Genomic DNA, 15,168 nt, shown 5'->3' with positions numbered 1-15,168 from the left:
GGGCCAAAATTACCTATTGTTTGACCAGACCCGCAGTTCGGGTGACCAGAAACCGTAAGGACATGAGGACCAATCACATGAAACGCTTTGCGCTGACCCTTGCCGCGACGATGGCTTTTGCCGTGCCCGCGTTCGCCGGAGAACAATATGTTGATGGCACCGGATTTGCCGTATCGGGATACGACGTTGTTGCTTACCGCAGCCTGGATCAGGTTCCTGTAGGCCAGTCGCAAACCGAGGCTGTTCGCGGTCGGGCCGACATCACCGCAGACTATAATGGTGTTACCTGGGCGTTTGCGACCGAAGAGAACCGTGACAAGTTTCTGGAAAACCCGGCCTTTTACGCACCGCAATATGATGGCCATTGTGCATACGGCGTGTCGAAAGGCGGCAAGGTTCCGGGCAACCCAAATCTGTGGCGTATTGTCGATGACAAGCTCTATCTGAACATCACTGATGTTGTTGTTGGTTTCTGGGAAGAGGATGTTCCGGCCAACATCGACCTGGCGGAAGGCAACTGGCCCGGAATCGAAGGGGATGCCGCTTCGACCAGCGTGATCCCGAAATTCACATCAGAAGGCCCGATTTCCAACTGATTCCGATTAATGAAAGAAAGCCCGGCCACTAAGGCCGGGCTTTTTTCGCTGGCGGGTTCTCTCACCCCGCCAACTCGAACATATCCCGCATGTGTTGATCCGCTTCGAACCGTATTGTTACACTCTTGGCACCGGGAAATTTCCTCTCGCGTATCGGGTCAGGAATGACAATCTCACCGGAGCCCGAGCCTTTGGACCGAAAGGTCAGAATCTCTGTTTCTGACTTGCGGTAGCCGGAAAGGACCGAGGTTGGCAATGCAACGCGGTTAGACCCTTCGCAGACTGACGATGCAACGAAGTAGGTAAGATCGCGCCCGAAGCATCCGATTGCATCAGGAACATGGTCCGAAGAGTCGCGGGCACTTTTGGCGGCGTCCGTTTCACCTAGTTCCGATAAATCCTTCAGCGCGTGTTCGGGTTTTAACAGATCGTGACAAGCTTTGATTTCATCTGCGGCCAGTTCGATTACGCGTTTCTTCAGACGAGGACGACGCGGTGTAGAAGAATCTAAACCGTTTTTGCGTGTCATCCCTTCTTTACGCAAAAAATCATAGGCTGATTTGGCATCCGAAAACCCGGAATAATCACCATCGGTATGATCAGGATGATCGTGGAACGCGATTTTGCGCCAGGCTTCACGAATCTCGTTTGCGTTTGCATTTGGGGGCAGACCAAGAACCTGCAACGCTTCGGCCCGAGCCTGTACCTTGCTCACTGGCTTCATACTCAAAACACTCATTAAAACTACAACGGGGTCAGATTGCCATTGATCACATTTTTGTCAAATTTTTTCAGGAATTAGACTGAGGTAGGGCAACAGTTGACGGGTGCATATCGAGATTGTCGCCTGCGCAGCGGTTGTCGCAAATGAGCATGGCAGACGACTGCCGTGCCCGGCGATACAGGGCAAGCGCAAAAACAGTGGGATCAGGCGACGTTCTGCAATTCGGTCTGGGGGGTAATGCCCAGGGCAAAGCAAACATCCCGAGTAAGCTCAGGTCGGTTGAGCGTGTAGAAATGCAGTTTGTCCACGCCGCCTTCTATCAGGTCCGAGCAGAGTTCGGTGCATAGCGCCGTCGCAAGAAGATCTTCGCGATCATCCCGGATTGCTTTGTCAAATGCGTTCTCGATCCAGTCGGGAATGTGGGCGCCACAGCGTTTTGCAAAGTTACGCGCACCCTTCCAGTTCTCGATGGGAAGAATGCCCGGTACGATAGGCTTGTCGATCCCCGCTTTTTCGCAGGCATCGCGAAACCGGAAGAAGGTTTCAGCCTCGAAGAAGAATTGGGTCAACGCCTCGTCCGCGCCCGCATCCAGCTTGGCCTTTAGCCAATCCACATCAGCGCGGGCATTGCTTGCTTCTGGATGTTTATCCGGATAAGCGCCGACACGGATGCTGAACATCTCGGTCTCGGCTAGTGCAGAAATCAGTTCTACCGAGTTGGCGAAGCCATCCGGGTGGGGGGCGAACCGGTCTTGACCTTTGGGGGGGTCGCCACGCAGGGCAACGATATCCTGAACGCCTGCGCGCGCGAATGTGTCTGCAATCTCAAGCGTCTCCTGACGCGAGGCATCGACACAGGTCAGATGCGCAGCAACAGGCAGCCCCGAGGATTTGTGTAAGGTTGCAACTGCTTCACGCGTCAACTCACGTGTTGTACCACCAGCACCATAAGTCACCGATACAAACCGCGGGTTCAGCGGCGCCAAGGTCTGGACCGTATCCCAAAGGCGAAACGAGGCCTCCAGAGTCTGCGGCGGAAAGAACTCGAATGAAATTTCAGGCTTGGTCATAGTGGCCTCGTAGCTGTCATTTATACCCTTGTGCCATTATGTGTAGTGTGAGACAAACTCATATTGTTCAACAACAACATGAGTCACGTGAGTAATGCATATCGAATTTCGCCACTTACGGACGATCAAAGCCATCCACGAATGCGGTGGGCTTGCGCGTGCAGCTGATCAGCTAAACATCACGCAATCCGCACTAAGTCACCAGATCAAGGGGTTGGAAGATCAGGCCGGGGTCGAGCTGTTTTTACGTCGATCCAAGCCGATGAAGTTGTCGGCAGCTGGTTTGCGGCTGCTGCGGCTCGCTGAACAAATTCTGCCTCAGGTCGAGGCGATGCAGGATGAGTTTTCATCGCTGCGCGACGGTCGAACCGGTCGGATGCACATTGCGATCGAATGTCACGCTTGTTTCGAGTGGCTGTTTCCGGTGCTTGAAGCTTTCCGCAAATCCTGGTCAGACGTTGATGTGGATATCCGCCCGGGCCTTGCATTCGACGCGTTGCCCGCCTTGCAGAAAGAAGAGGTTGATCTGGTGGTGTCCTCTGACCCCGAAGATCTGCCGGGTGTCGAATTTGTCGAACTCTTTGACTACCAGGCCGTATTTGTCGCGGCGTCTTCGCATCCATTGGCTGAAAAGCCCTATATCGAAGCTGAAGATTTCCGAGGTCAGACACTGATTACCTACCCGGTCGAACGAACCCGGTTGGATGTTTTCAGTCAGTTGCTGATCCCGGCCCGGGTCGAGCCTGCCACCATCCGACAGGTTGAACTAACCGCTGTGATCTTGTTGTTGGTGGCTTCGAATAGGGGCATATCCGTTCTTCCGGACTGGGTGGTGCGCGAGGTAAAGTATAGCTCGGACTACGTCACGCGCCCGCTTACCAAAGACGGGATTACCCGCAGGTTATATGCTGCGGTCCGCAGCGAAGACCTTGAAAAACCCTTTGTGCAAGAGTTGGTGAAACTGGCGCGGACCGAGGCGCGTAAGCTTCAGACTCAATAACACCGGACGCAGATCAGCCATGCGCATCATTCCTCTTGGCAAGGGCGCGTTGCCCCAGTATACGCGCGGCTTGACCGGACAGGAGCCTATGGAAAATGGTTGGCAGTGCAAATCTCAACATCATGATCAAGGCCGCGCGTAAGGCGGGGCGTTCTCTGGTCAAGGATTTTCGTGAAGTCGAGAACCTGCAGGTGTCGATGAAAGGTGCGGGCGACTTTGTGTCGAAGGCCGATATCGCGGCCGAAGCCATCCTGAAAGAGGAATTGCTGGGTGCCCGTCCGACCTATGGTTGGCTGGCCGAAGAGGGCGGCGCGATTGACGGCGAAGACCCGACTCGTCGCTGGATCGTCGACCCGCTGGATGGGACAACCAACTTCCTGCACGGGCTGCCGCACTGGGCCGTTTCAATCGCGTTGGAACATAAGGGCAAGATCGTTTCGGGTGTGATCTATGACCCTGCCAAGGATGAGATGTTCTTTGCCGAAAAAGGCGAAGGTGCGTGGATGAACGACATGCGCATCCGCGTGTCGGGCCGCCATCGCATGATCGAGTCGATCTTCGCGACGGGTCTGCCATTCGGTGGCCGTTCGGACCTGCCTGCGACCTTGCAGGACCTGGCCCGTCTGATGCCTACCTGTGCAGGTGTTCGTCGCTGGGGTGCTGCCGCGCTGGACATGGCCTATGTGGCCGCCGGTCGTTACGAAGGCTTTTGGGAGCGTCGCCTGAACGCCTGGGATCTGGCCGCAGGCATCATCATCGTGAAAGAGGCGGGCGGCTTTGTTCAGGCGCTGAACCCCGAAGGCAGCGTGCTTGAGGATGGCGAAGTGATCTGCGCCAATGAACCGATCTTTGACAATTTCGCAAAGGTAATCCGGGGCTGATATTCAACCCCGGTCATTTGATCATGGTACGCGCGTCCGTTCCGGGCGCGCGTTTTGGTTTAGAAGTCGACCTCGATCGCAATCCCTTGCTGGACTGCCAAATCGACCACTGCGCTTGCCACAGCTAGATCTTGCAGCCCCACGCCAGTACCGTCGAACACGGTCACCTCAGCCTCGGACACACGCCCGGAATGGGTACCGTTAATGACCTCTCCGATCTGCCGGATATCGCCTTCGGCTTTCATTCCGGCAGCCACGGCATGCTGGCTTTCACCCAATCTCACGGCCTGCGCGACCTCGTCGGTAAAGACGCTTGCGCGCGCGATCAGGTCTGTGGCGATCTCTTGCTTACCGACGGTATCGGTGCCCATACATGCGATGTGAGAGCCGTCCGAGACATGTTCAGACATCAGGCTAGGTGCGAAGGAGGAGGTGATGGTGATAATCACATCCGCCTGCACCATGCCGGGCAGATCCACAGCCTCAAAAGGCAGCCCCGCTTCAGCCGCGACCTTTTTGAGATTTGGCAGCATTTCTGGATGCAAGTTCCAGCCTATGACTTTCTCAAAATCCCGCTGTTCCAATGCCGCGCGCAATTGGAATGTCGCCTGATGCCCGGCGCCGACCATTCCGATCACCTTGGCATCCTTGCGTGCCAAATGGTTGATCGAAACCGACGAGGCTGCAGCCGTGCGCAGTGCGGTCAGCAGGTTGCCCCCAACGATGGCCCGAACGCGACCCGTATCTGGATCAAACAAAAACACGGTGGATTGGTGATTGATCAGCCCGTGCGTTTCCAGATTGTTTGGCCAATACCCGCCGGCTTTCAGGCCAAGGTTCATGCCCGCGCGATCAAACCCGCCTTTGAACCCATAGAGCGCATCCGCATGACCTATGGCCTCGCGCACGACCGGGAAGTTGTAGGCATCCCCAGCCGCCATCGCGGCAAACACTTGCTCAACCGCAGTATAGCTTTCCTGTCGGCCTAACAGAGCGCCGATTTCCTTTTCAGGAACGATGATCATCGCGTTTGTCTTTCTTTTTGATGGCATTAGAAAGGGCGGTGCTAAACGTCCGCCCCTGCATTCATCTGTTGATCAATAGGCCTTGCCACGGGCAGAGACCGGCCAAAGGGCTTCAACCTTGCCGCCGCGCACACCGACGTACCAGTCATGAACGTTGCAGGTCGGGTCACAGTGGCCGGGCACCAGCCGCAGCTTGTCGTTGACCTTCAGCACCCCATCCGGATCGCCAATCACCCCATGTTCGTCCGAGCACTTCAAGTATTCCACATCGTCCCGCCCAAAGATGAAGGGCAGGCCGCTATCGACGGATTGCGCCTTCAGACCCGCATCGCAGATTGCCTTGTCCGCTTTGGCGTGGCTCATCACGCTGGTCAGAATGAACAAGGCGTTTTCCCATTCACCCTGATCGATCCGTTGACCGTCCTTGTCCAGAATCCGACCGTAATCAGCATCCATGAAGGCATAAGAGCCACACTGCAGCTCGTTATAAACGCCCGAGTTGCTTTCGAAGTAATAAGACCCCGTACCGCCGCCCGAAACCAGCTCGCAATCGATCCCTTCAGCCTTCAATCCGTCGACGGCATCCTTGACCATGGCGATTGCGGTATCCAGTTTTTCTTTGCGTGCCTCATACGTATCCAGATGCTGCATCGCGCCTTGATAGGCCTGAATGCCGGTAAATTTCAGGTTAGGGGCGGCCTCAACCGCCTTGGCGATTTCGATCACGGCGGGGGTCGTGGTGACACCACAGCGGCCCGCGCCGCAGTCGATCTCGACAAAAACTTCCAATTCAGTGCCATGCTTAGCGGCAGCAGCTGAAAGGTCAGCGACGTTGTCCACATCGTCGACGCAAACGATTGTGCGTGCACCAAGCTTCGGCAGGCGCGCCAGACGGTCAATCTTGGCCGGGTCCCGCACTTGATTCGAGACCAGAATGTCTTTGATGCCTCCGCGCGCAAACACCTCGGCCTCGGAAACCTTTTGGCAGCAGACGCCGACTGCGCCGCCCAATTGTTCCTGCAGCTTCGCGACGTCTACGGATTTGTGCATCTTGCCATGCACCCGGTGCCGCATCCCATGTGCCTCGGCATAGTCGCCCATCTTCTTGATGTTACGCTCGAGCGCGTCCAGATCAAGGATCAGGCAAGGCGTCTGGATTTCGGATTCATCCATGCCGATCGCGGCAGGAATGTCATAGCCAACTTCGAATTGATCACTGTTCATCGGTTTGTTCATCCTGTTTCTCCTTACCCTTTCAGCCAGGGCAGCTTGTCCAGATCCACGTTGCCGCCGGTGACGATGACGCCGACTCGTTTGCCCCGGAATGTGTCGGGATTCTTGAGAATGGTGGCCAGAGGAACCGCCGAAGACGGCTCCATCACCACGCGCAAGTATTTCCAGGTGAGTTTCATTGCGTCGATGATCTCTTGCTCGGACGCGGTGAAGATGTCGGTCACATTGTTCGACACAAAGTGCCATGTGTTTTCCTTGAGCGGGACCAACAGCCCGTCCGCCACCGTTTTGGGGGCATCGTCCGCAATGATATGACCCGCTTTGAAGGAACGGTACGCATCGTCCGCCTGCTCAGGCTCAGCCGCATAGATCGCGGTTCCTGGTGACAGGTTCGAAACCGTCAGACAGGTGCCTGAGACCATCCCGCCACCGCCGATTGGCGCGATCACTGCATCCAGGCCATCGGTCTGCTCAAGCAATTCAGCCGAACATGTGGCCTGACCCGTGATAACACGAGGGTCGTTGTACGGGTGCACGAACTCTCCGCCTGTTCGGGCCTGCACCTCGGCAAACGTTGCCTCGCGGGAAGAGGTGGATGGCTCACATTCAGTGATCGTACCACCAAAGCGTCGTACCGCGTGTTTCTTGGCCTGCGGCGCGGTGCGCGGCATCACCACATTGCATGGAATGCCCCGGCGACCCGCCGCATATGACAACGACAGGGCGTGGTTCCCGCTTGAGTGGGTGCAAACACCCTTGGTCGCCATTTCATCGCTTAGGCCGAAGACCGCATTACTGGCACCGCGCACTTTGAATGCACCTGCTTCCTGAAAGTTCTCGCTTTTGAAGAACAGCTGTGCGCCGGTCAATTCGTTCAGATAGTCCGAGGTCATTACCGGTGTGCGCCGGATGTGCGGCTTGATCCTTTCATGCGCAGCCTGTACGTCGTCATACGTCAGGTCGGCGACGGGGATTTGATCCAACATGACTGTCCTCCCTAAGCTGCGGCTTTTGCGTGGCTAGTTGAGCTGGCGCGATAGAATTCCTGCGCCGCAGCAACCCCGCTGCCAAGCTTCACTGGGTAGTTCAGATCGGCCATGGCCATCTCGACCGTGGCCAGCCCCGACAGGACCATAACATCGGTCAGGCTGCCCAAGTGGCCAATACGGAACGCTTTGCCATTCAACTCACCCAGACCAATGCCGAAGGATACCCCATAGGTGTTGAAGGTATGGTCAGTCAGTTCGTTGCTGTCGAAACCTTCGGGCACAAAAATGGCGCTGACGGTATCCGAGTAGAGGTCAGGAGATTGTGCGACCAACTTCAGGCCCCAGGCCGCAGTCGCGCGGCGCACACCTTCGGCCAGACGGGTGTGGCGGGCATAGACATTGTCCAACCCCTCCTCGAACAACATCTTAAGGCTTTCGCGCATACCGTAGATCAGCTGCAAAGGCGGAGTATAGGGAAAGCCGCCTGACGCATTTGCCGACATCATATCACGGAAATCAAAGAAGGTGCGGGGCAGTTGGGCGGTATCCATTGCTGCCAGAGCCTTGGGGCTGACGCACAGGATCGCCATGCCGGTGGCCAGCATGAACCCCTTTTGCGACCCCGAGACCGCAATATCCACGCCCCACCGGTCAAACTCGAACGGCATTGAGGCCAAAGAGCTCACGCAATCCACATACATCATGGCCGGGTGATGCGCCGCATCGATCGCACCGCGTACAGCGCTGATATCGGAACGCACACCTGTCGCGGTTTCGTTATGCGTCACCAATACGGCCTTGATTTCATGCGCTTTATCCGCGGACAGGATCGCCTCGAACCTGTCTGCAGGCGCGCCTGTTCCCCATGGACATTCAACAATCTGAACGTCCAACCCGTGTCTTTCGCACAGATCGATCCAGCGATGGCTGAAGACGCCGTAGCGGGCGACAAGAACCTTGTCACCGGGGCTGAGCGTATTTGTAATAGCTGCCTCCCAACCGCCCGTTCCGCTGGCTGGAAAAGTGACGATCTGGCCTTCGGTGGTGCCAAAGACCTGTTTTGTATCCTCCAGTACCGGGGCGAAGGTTTCAACGAAGTCCGGGGCGCGGTGGTCTTGCGTCTGAACCTGCATGGCAAGGCGCAAACGATCAGGAATGTTGGTTGGGCCTGGGATAAAGACCGGGTTTTGATGCGACATAACTCAATCCTCTGCTTTGGACCCAAGTGTCGCTTGAACGGTTGTGTGTTGCAATTTTCTTGAAAAATATTTTCATTTTACCCGTTAAATTGATAAGGTGCTGAAACGGATAGGAATTCAGTTTATCAAAATGATCTCGGAGAATTCCGGGCCAGAAAAATTGGTTCGGGTTTTCGGGGGAAAGTCCGAAAGCCAGGTGAGAAATGGAAACGCAAAAGCGACCGCGCGGCAGACCCAAATCGCTGTTCAAAGAAAGTTCGGCCGGGACCATGCAATCATTGGATCGGGCGCTGAGCGTACTTACCACCGTTGCCCGGCTAGAGCGCGTCGCGCTAAGCGATCTTGCCCGCGAGGTCGATGTACCGACGGCCACCACGCATCGCATTCTTGTGACACTGCAAAAACACGGATTCGTATCCTTTGATGAGGAACGGCAGGAATGGCTGGTCGGAATCGAAGCCTATCGGACCGGTGCGTCTTTTCTGCGGCGCAACAGCGTTCTGGAAATCGGCAGGCCGATCCTGCGGCGTCTGATGCAATACAGCGGTGAGACCGCAAATCTGGCCGTACCCGATGGAGCAGAGGTGGTCTTTGTCGGGCAGGTCGAAACTCAGAACCCCATCCGGGCCTTCTTTCCACCCGGTGCGCGGACGCCCATGTATGCGTCCGGTACAGGAAAGGCTATTCTCGCTGCGTTGAGCGAAGAGAGTTTAGGCAAAGTTCTGGGCCGGATTGATCCGGTTGCTTTCACTGAAAATACGCAGTTGCCCGCTTCGGGCCTGTATGCAGATCTGGCTGAAACTCGTACCCGAGGTTGGTCTTACGATCACGAAGAACGGTATGAAGGTATGTCTTGCATTGGTGCGGCCATCTTCAATGACAGGGCTGAGCCTTGCGCCGGTATCTCGGTATCCGGACCCACCGTAAGGTTCAGCCGCGAACGCGCGCCCGAGTTGGGCGATCTGGTCATGCGCGCGGCGCAAGAGATCACCCAACTGAGCGGCGGTAGGCTACCCAAGAGCTGACGCTTGATTATTTGCGCGGCACTCTGGGGATGCGTGATTGCGAGAGTTTGTACTTGTGTTCCGGATGCGGTGGACGGCCGTGGGTGCGGTTCCAGAACCCAGTCCCTCCGCGCCTGAGCCATAGGGGGATGCACAGGATCAGACCAACAAAGAACCCTCCGGTATGCGCCCAGTAGGCAACGCCTCCTTCATCGGGATTGCTGGAGAGGCTGCCAAGGAATTGCAGGCCCAGCCAGACACCCAGCATGATAAAGGCCGGGATGGTAAAAATCCGGATATAGACGATCAGAATCAACAAGATATCCACGCGCGCTTTTGGGAAAAGCAGAAGATAGCCGCCCATGACACCAGCGATCGCTCCAGACGCGCCAATTGTTGGCACCACCGAATCCGGTGCCGAAATGACGTGAATCAGCCCCGCTCCGATTCCCGCCAGCAGATAGAACACGAGAAACAGCACATGCCCCATTTCGTCTTCGAGGTTATCGCCGAATATCCACAGAAACAGCATGTTTCCCGCCAGATGCATCCAGCCCCCATGCAGGAACATTGACGTCACGAGTGTCTCGAACCCATAGCCGTCAGTTATCCGGGCAGGAATGACCGCGTAGTCAATATAAAGCTGATTGATCAGCCGCGCATTCTCCATGACACCCACATAGCTGAGGAAGATCAGTATGTTCGCAGCCATAAGGGCATAAACAACAAACGGAGTACGCCCCGAAGGGTTATGGTCTCGGATCGGAAACATGGCGCGACGCTGGGCTTTTCGCCGCCCAGCGTCAAGGTCCGGTTATGCCGCACCTCCCAGAAGGGCGGCGTTGCCTCCGGCGGCGGTGGTGTCGACACAGACATGGCGTTCCCCCAGCACCCGCGCACGGTCGGGCTGCCCGGGGATCAGCGGGATGATCGGGCCATCGCGCCGGGCCAAATGCTGCTCGATCTGGCGGGCAGTGTCGTCGTCGCCCCACCACAGAACACCCGAGAAACCGGTCAGGTTTTCAAGCCGGTGCAGATCCAGCATGCCCGTCATACGGATCGCTGTGCCGCCCAACGCTTTGACCGCATCCGCCTGTGCTTCGGCTGCCTCAGGCCCCGGACCCATGCACAAAAGCGGGGGGCGGGCATATTCGGTCAGGCGGTTCGATTCACCGGTGGGGCCAGGCAGCGATTGGGTGCTGGGCGTTGCAGGTTGCCCTTCGGGCGCACCTGGTTCAGCCGAACTGTCCCAGCGTCCCGAAGCATTCTGCCGATCAGGCGCGCAGAATCGCGCCATATAGTTCGGGCCGCCGGCCTTGGGGCCGGTACCGGACAGACCTTCGCCACCGAAGGGTTGCGAGCCGACGATCGCGCCGATCTGGTTGCGGTTGACGTAGATATTACCGGCATGGATCGCCTCGGTCACATGCTGCACCCGGTCGTCGATCCGCGTGTGCAGGCCGAAAGTCAGGCCGTATCCCGTGGCATTGATATCCGCAATGACCTTGTCGATATCTTGCGCCTTGAACCGGACGACATGCAGAACCGGACCGAACACCTCGCGCTCTAGCGCCGAGATACCGGGTATCTCGATCAGAGTCGGTGCGATAAATGTACCCTCAGGAGGCGTTGTCATCTCCTTCAGTACCCGTCCTTCTGAGCGGGCCTGGGCCACGTGGTCCGCGATGATTTGCCGGGCTTGCGCGTCAATGACCGGGCCGCAATCAGTTGATATCAGCCAAGGATCGCCCACATGCAATGCGTCCATCGCCCCTTGCAACATGGTCAGAACGTCCTCGGCAATGTCCTCTTGCAGATAAAGACAACGCAGGGCCGAGCACCGCTGGCCTGCCGATTGGAACGCGCTTTCGATAATCGATTGGACCGCTTGTTCCGGCAAAGCGGTGCTGTCTACGATCATGGCGTTCAGACCGCCGGTCTCGGCGATCAATGACGTACCTGGCCGCATGTGCTGCGCCATTGCTGATCGGATTTTCAGCGCGGTCGCGGTAGAACCGGTAAAGGCCACACCAGAGACGCGTTCGTCCGACGTTAGCGCCGCACCCACCTTCGGCCCGCCCGGAAGAAGTTGCAGCGCATCGCGCGGAACGCCTGCTTCATGCATCAGTTGAATGGCACGATGGGCGATCAATGGCGTTTGCGGGGCAGGGGCTGCCAGCACAGCGTTGCCGGTGGCCAACGCAGCCGATATCTGCCCAGTGAAGATCGCCAATGGGAAGTTCCACGGGCTGATGCAGGTAAATATTCCGGCGGGTTTGGCGGCAGGAATATTGGCGGCGTAGTAGCGCAGGAAATCAACCGCTTCGCGCAGCTCGGCAACTGCATCGGGCACGGATTTTCCGGCTTCGCGGGCGAGCAGGGCAAACAGCTCTCCAAAATGCGCTTCGTAGAGATCGGCTGCTTTATTTAGAATGTCAGCGCGCTTCTCGGCTGAGGCCTGCCATGGGCAAGCGCTGGCCAACGCCAGTTCCACGTCTTCGGGGCTGGCCGCAGCAACCGAACCGGGGCGATCCTGTGGTTGCGCAGGATTGATCACGGGAGTGTCTGCCAAAGGCTGTGCATCATCCGACAATAAGGGGCGGGCGTACCAATGATGGGCGCGGAAGGCGTCGCGTGCGATGTCAATCTGGTCCAGCGTCGGCGTATGGTGCAGATCAAAGCCTTTCGAGTTTGGGCGTTCCGGTGCGAACAACTCAGGCCCGGTTGGCAGCGGTTTGCCAGGTGTTTGAACGGCCACGAACGGATCTGCGGCAACGGTTTCTGGGGCGACTTCCTCATCAACGATCTGATTGACGAACGAGGAATTTGCCCCGTTTTCCAGAAGGCGACGTACCAGATAGGCCAACAGATCCCGATGCGCGCCGACCGGAGCATAGATACGGCAGCGCGAGGTCCGCTTGTTGCGCACGATCTGATGCAGGGTCTCACCCATCCCGTGCAGGCGCTGGAATTCGAATGGCTGGCCGTCCGCCATATGTAGGATGGCGCTGACCGTATGGGCGTTATGCGTGGCAAATTGCGGATAGATACGGTCGGTCATTCCCAGCAGTTTGCGGGCGTTGGCGATATAGGACACATCCGTTGCCGCCTTATCGGTGAAGACCGGAAAATCATCGACGCCCTCGACTTGCGCGCGCTTGATCTCGGTATCCCAATAAGCGCCCTTGACCAGCCGCACCATCAGCTTGCGGTCGTGCCGCTGGGCCATCTCGTAGAGCGTATCCAGCACCAACCCGGCGCGTGGGCCGTAGGCTTGCACGACGATGCCGAACCCGTCCCAACCGGCCAGTGCAGGCTCTGCCATAACTTCTTCGATCACCTGTAGCGAGAGCGACAGGCGATCGGCCTCTTCCGCGTCAACGTTCAGCCCCATGCCCGCCGCCTTGGCCAGCAAAGCCAGCGCGCGCAGCCGGGGCACCAGTTCGTCCATCACCCGTTGTTCTTGTGCCAGCTCATAACGGGGGTGCAGGGCCGACAGCTTGACCGAGATGCCCGGATTTTCGCGAATATCTTTATGGGTGCAGGCCTCGGCAATAGCGGCGATCGCGCGCGAGTAAGACAGGTGATAGCGGGCAGCATCGGCCTCGGTCCGTGCCGCCTCGCCCAGCATGTCGTACGAGTAGGTATAGCCCTTATCTTCCATTCCTTTGGCGCGCTTCATGGCGGATTGAATGGTTTCGCCCAAAACGAACTGACGCCCCATTTCTTTCATCGCACGACCAACGGCGGTGCGGATCACTGGTTCACCCAGCCGCTTGATGGCCCCGCGCAGCGCGCCGACGGGCGAGGATTTGTCTTCGTCCAGGACCCGGCCTGTTAGCATCAACGCCCATGTCGACGCGTTCACCAGTGACGAGGATGATTGTCCCAGATGTTTTCCCCAGTCTGACGGGGCGATCTTGTCTTCGATCAGTGCGTCAATGGTATCCGCATCTGGCACACGCAACAGCGCTTCGGCCAAACACATAAGCGCAACGCCTTCATCAGTGGATAGGCCGTATTCAGCCAGAAACACTTCCATCATGCCAGGCGACGTGCTTGAGCGGATGTCGCGCACCAGCTGTGCTGCAGCCTCACAAATGGCCGTTCGGTCGGCCTCTGACAGCTTGGCCTGAGAGATCAGCGCGTCCAGTACAGTGGACTGGTCGGCATAAGTTTGAGTGTCGATTTTGGTGCGTAGGCTGTGTGACATGTGTACTCCGGGGCTTTTGCCTAATATAACCGCCTATAGTCAGGAGAATGGACCGAATTTTCTCGAATTCTGGTCGAATTGGCTGAAATATAGGAGCTTAATCATGCAAAACGACTTGTCCAGCCTTGATCGCTTTGACCGCGCGATCCTTACGGCATTAGCTGAAGATGGCCGCATCTCAGTGACGGACCTTGCGCGCAGGATCGGCTTGTCAAAATCGCCGACACAGGCGCGGCTCAAGCGGCTTGAGGCTGACGGGATCATCACAGGCTATCGCGCCATGTTGGACCCGATCCGTCTGGGCCTTGACCATGTGGCCTTTGTCGAGGTGCGTCTCACAGATACTCGTGAAAAGGCACTGGCCGAGTTCAATGCAGCGGTGCGCAGAGTTGCTGAGATTGAACAGGCTCATATGATCGCGTCCAACTTTGATTATCTGCTTAAAATCCGCACCCGATCGATGACGGAATACCGCACGGTGCTAGCCGAGAAAATCTCATCCCTGCCGCATGTTGCCAACACCTCCACCTTCGTTGCGATGGAGGCGGTGAAAGAAACCGGGTTGCTGGCTCCGCTATAAAGCAGTTGACCTAAACGACTGATGGATCAGGTTAGAGAGGATGAAAAACGTACTTATCGTTGCCATACTCGCTGGTTCTGCCGCTCAGGCTTCTGCAGATTGCCCGGTTGCGCCGGATCATATCTCTGGCGTCGACGCCCTGATTACGCAAGCCCAAACCGCGTCGTCAGAGCGCGAGGCGCGGGGCATTTCGGGACGGATGTGGCAACTCTGGACCGATGCGCCGGACGCCCGATCTCAAACCCTGTTGGATCGCGGGATGTCTCTGCGCGAGTCTTGGGATTTGACCGGTGCGCTGGCCGAGTTTGACGCTCTGGTCGCTTATTGCCCGGATTATGCCGAGGGGTACAATCAACGGGCGTTCGTCAACTATTTGCAGCAGGATTACGGTGCGGCCCTGATCGATCTGGATCGGGCCATTGAGCTGTCCCCGAACCATGTAGCGGCGCTTAGCGGGCGGGCATTATCGCTGTTGGGTCTCAAGCGGCTGGACGAAGCGCGAACGGCGCTGAACCATGCACTCGAACTGAACCCGTGGCTTTCAGAGCGTGCCTTGCTTGCGCCGGGCGGGCTGCTTGATCCACCGGGTGAGGATATTTGAATTGAGACGAAAAAGCGCCCCGGAACCGAAGTTCAGGAGCGCTTTTGATGCAA

The 15,168-nt window shown here is 57.3% G+C and carries 14 protein-coding genes; 6 read left to right on the top strand and 8 right to left on the bottom strand.

Features of this window, described 5'->3' with window-relative positions; translation table 11 throughout:
* Positions 1-77: 77 nt before the first annotated feature.
* On the top strand, positions 78-596 hold the full coding sequence (locus ACR0AH_RS11085; RefSeq protein WP_480591964.1) for a YHS domain-containing (seleno)protein: 519 nt from the start codon (positions 78-80) through the stop codon (positions 594-596).
* Positions 597-657: 61 nt separating this feature from the next.
* On the opposite strand, the gene ACR0AH_RS11080 is transcribed toward ACR0AH_RS11085, so the two are convergent.
* Together ACR0AH_RS11080 and metF are read right to left on the bottom strand one after the other, a co-directional pair.
* Positions 658-1,320 carry a J domain-containing protein gene (locus tag ACR0AH_RS11080; RefSeq protein WP_170648152.1) on the bottom strand — a complete coding sequence of 221 codons (663 nt, stop codon included), beginning with the start codon at positions 1,318-1,320 and terminating at the stop codon, positions 658-660.
* Positions 1,321-1,523: 203 nt separating this feature from the next.
* Complete coding sequence (gene metF, locus ACR0AH_RS11075) at positions 1,524-2,390, bottom strand: methylenetetrahydrofolate reductase [NAD(P)H] (protein WP_480591962.1); 867 nt, start codon at positions 2,388-2,390, stop codon at positions 1,524-1,526.
* Between the two features lie 94 nt (positions 2,391-2,484).
* Between metF and ACR0AH_RS11070 the strand changes: the two genes are divergently transcribed.
* Positions 2,485-3,390, top strand: coding sequence for a LysR family transcriptional regulator (locus tag ACR0AH_RS11070; RefSeq protein WP_170564044.1), 906 nt, complete (start codon positions 2,485-2,487; stop codon positions 3,388-3,390).
* A 95-nt stretch (positions 3,391-3,485) separates the two neighbouring features.
* Positions 3,486-4,271: an inositol monophosphatase family protein gene (locus ACR0AH_RS11065; RefSeq protein ID WP_170732981.1), complete on the top strand. Its 786-nt coding sequence runs from the start codon at positions 3,486-3,488 to the stop codon at positions 4,269-4,271.
* A 59-nt stretch (positions 4,272-4,330) separates the two neighbouring features.
* Here ACR0AH_RS11065 and bhcD read toward each other — a convergent pair whose 3' ends face one another.
* The 4 genes from bhcD to bhcA all read right to left on the bottom strand — a co-directional run bounded on the left by bhcD (position 4,331) and on the right by bhcA (position 8,717).
* Positions 4,331-5,296, bottom strand: a complete 966-nt coding sequence (gene bhcD / locus ACR0AH_RS11060) for an iminosuccinate reductase BhcD (protein WP_170732980.1) — start codon at positions 5,294-5,296, stop codon at positions 4,331-4,333.
* A gap of 72 nt (positions 5,297-5,368) precedes the next feature.
* Complete coding sequence (gene bhcC, locus ACR0AH_RS11055; RefSeq protein ID WP_170732979.1) at positions 5,369-6,532, bottom strand: 3-hydroxy-D-aspartate aldolase BhcC; 1,164 nt, start codon at positions 6,530-6,532, stop codon at positions 5,369-5,371.
* Positions 6,533-6,543: 11 nt separating this feature from the next.
* On the bottom strand, positions 6,544-7,515 hold the full coding sequence (gene bhcB / locus ACR0AH_RS11050; RefSeq protein WP_480591959.1) for a beta-hydroxyaspartate dehydratase BhcB: 972 nt from the start codon (positions 7,513-7,515) through the stop codon (positions 6,544-6,546).
* 11 nt (positions 7,516-7,526) lie between these two features.
* Entirely contained in the window at positions 7,527-8,717 is a 1,191-nt protein-coding gene (gene bhcA, locus ACR0AH_RS11045) for an L-aspartate--glyoxylate aminotransferase BhcA (protein WP_170732977.1), read from the bottom strand.
* A 203-nt stretch (positions 8,718-8,920) separates the two neighbouring features.
* On the opposite strand from bhcA, the gene ACR0AH_RS11040 reads away from it, so the two are divergent.
* Positions 8,921-9,742, top strand: a complete 822-nt coding sequence (locus ACR0AH_RS11040; RefSeq protein WP_480591958.1) for an IclR family transcriptional regulator — start codon at positions 8,921-8,923, stop codon at positions 9,740-9,742.
* Between the two features lie 7 nt (positions 9,743-9,749).
* On the opposite strand, the gene ACR0AH_RS11035 is transcribed toward ACR0AH_RS11040, so the two are convergent.
* Both ACR0AH_RS11035 and putA read right to left on the bottom strand, forming a co-directional pair.
* Positions 9,750-10,493 (bottom strand): rhomboid family intramembrane serine protease, encoded by a 744-nt coding sequence (locus ACR0AH_RS11035; RefSeq protein ID WP_480591956.1) that lies wholly within the window; start codon positions 10,491-10,493, stop codon positions 9,750-9,752.
* Positions 10,494-10,535: 42 nt separating this feature from the next.
* A complete protein-coding gene (gene putA / locus ACR0AH_RS11030; RefSeq protein WP_480591954.1) occupies positions 10,536-13,934 on the bottom strand; it encodes a bifunctional proline dehydrogenase/L-glutamate gamma-semialdehyde dehydrogenase PutA in 3,399 nt (1,132 codons plus the stop codon).
* 103 nt (positions 13,935-14,037) lie between these two features.
* On the opposite strand from putA, the gene ACR0AH_RS11025 reads away from it, so the two are divergent.
* Both ACR0AH_RS11025 and ACR0AH_RS11020 read left to right on the top strand, forming a co-directional pair.
* Positions 14,038-14,514, top strand: coding sequence for a winged helix-turn-helix transcriptional regulator (locus tag ACR0AH_RS11025; RefSeq protein ID WP_170401672.1), 477 nt, complete (start codon positions 14,038-14,040; stop codon positions 14,512-14,514).
* 40 nt (positions 14,515-14,554) lie between these two features.
* A complete protein-coding gene (locus ACR0AH_RS11020) occupies positions 14,555-15,115 on the top strand; it encodes a tetratricopeptide repeat protein (RefSeq protein WP_170392277.1) in 561 nt (186 codons plus the stop codon).
* The last annotated feature ends 53 nt before the right edge of the window (positions 15,116-15,168 follow it).

This window comes from Ruegeria sp. AM5 (assembly GCF_056540645.1).
Note: the sequence above shows the minus strand (reverse complement) of the source record. Positions and strands in the feature narration are given on the sequence as shown.